The organism is Streptomyces sp. NPDC050619, from assembly GCF_040654815.1.
In the GTDB taxonomy this organism is placed as follows: domain Bacteria; phylum Actinomycetota; class Actinomycetes; order Streptomycetales; family Streptomycetaceae; genus Streptomyces.
The window spans coordinates 1-1,221 of record NZ_JBFAIR010000159.1 but is presented as its reverse complement, the minus strand read 5'-3'; the positions used below and the strand labels follow the sequence as shown (position 1 = coordinate 1,221).

General features: G+C 70.3%; 1 protein-coding gene. It reads left to right on the top strand.

Going from position 1 to position 1,221, the window contains the following annotated elements; translation table 11 throughout:
• Positions 1 to 1,221: acyltransferase domain-containing protein (locus AB0I77_RS53685; RefSeq protein WP_363290349.1), on the top strand; the 1,221-nt coding region annotated here is incomplete at both ends.

Sequence of the window (1,221 nt, the reverse complement as noted above, 5' to 3'; positions counted from 1 at the left end):
CAGCGGCACCAACGCCCACGTCATCATCGAACAGGCCCCGGCAGAAGACCGGGCCGAGGCCGAGGGGACGGCTCCCGACACGATCGTCTGGCCGCTGTCCGGCAAGACCCCGGAAGCCCTCCGCGCCCAGGCCGAACGCCTGCGGACCTACGTCGACGGCGACCCCGCCATGCGCCTGCAGGACGTCGCCTACTCCCTCGCCACCCGCCGCACTGCGCTGGACTTCCGGGCGGCGGTGGTGGGCGCGGACCGGGAGGAACTGCTTGCGGGTCTGACCGCGTACGTGGAGGGCCGGTCGGCGGCTGGTGTGGTGCAGGGGAGTGTGCGGGGGGCTGGTCGTACGGCGTTCCTGTTCACGGGGCAGGGGGCGCAGCGCGTCGGTATGGGACGCGAACTCTACGACGCGTTCCCGGTGTTCGCGGAGGCCTTCGACGGCGTGCTCGCCGAGCTGGATCTGCCGCTGCGGGATGTCATCTGGGGTGAGGACGCCGGGCGGCTGAGTCGTACGGAGTTCACCCAGCCTGCGCTGTTCGCGATCGAGGTGGCGCTGTACCGGCTCGTCGAGTCGTGGGGTATCAAGCCCGACTACCTGGCCGGCCACTCGATCGGTGAGTTCGCGGCCGCGCATGTCTCGGGTGTCCTGTCACTGACGGACGCGGCCAGGCTGGTTTCTGCGCGTGGCCGGTTGATGCAGGCCCTGCCGGAGGGCGGGGCGATGGTCGCCGTACAGGCCACGGAGGACGAGGTTCGTCCGCTGCTGGCCGACGGCATCGGTATCGCGGCCGTCAACGGGCCCACGTCCGTGGTCGTCTCGGGCGTCGAGGCGGAAGCCCTTCGTATCAAGGCGCATTTCGAGGCCGAGGGCCGTAAGACGACCCGGCTGAAGGTCTCCCATGCCTTCCACTCGCCGTTGATGGAGCCGATGCTCGACGAATTCCGTGCCATTGCACAGGAGTTGTCGTACGGCACCCCGTCCATTCCGATCGTCTCCACCCTCACCGGCACTGCGGTGAGCGGCGAGCTGTCCGACCCGGAGTACTGGGTCCGCCACGTCCGTGAGGCCGTCCGCTTCGCGGATGCCGTCAAGGTGCTGGAGTCCGAGGGCGTCACCCGCTTCCTCGAGCTGGGCCCGGACGCCGTACTCACCGCGATGGCGCAGCAGTCGGTGGAGTCGGAGTCGGCGGTGCTGGCGGCCGCGCTCCGCCAGGGCCGGGCCGAGGT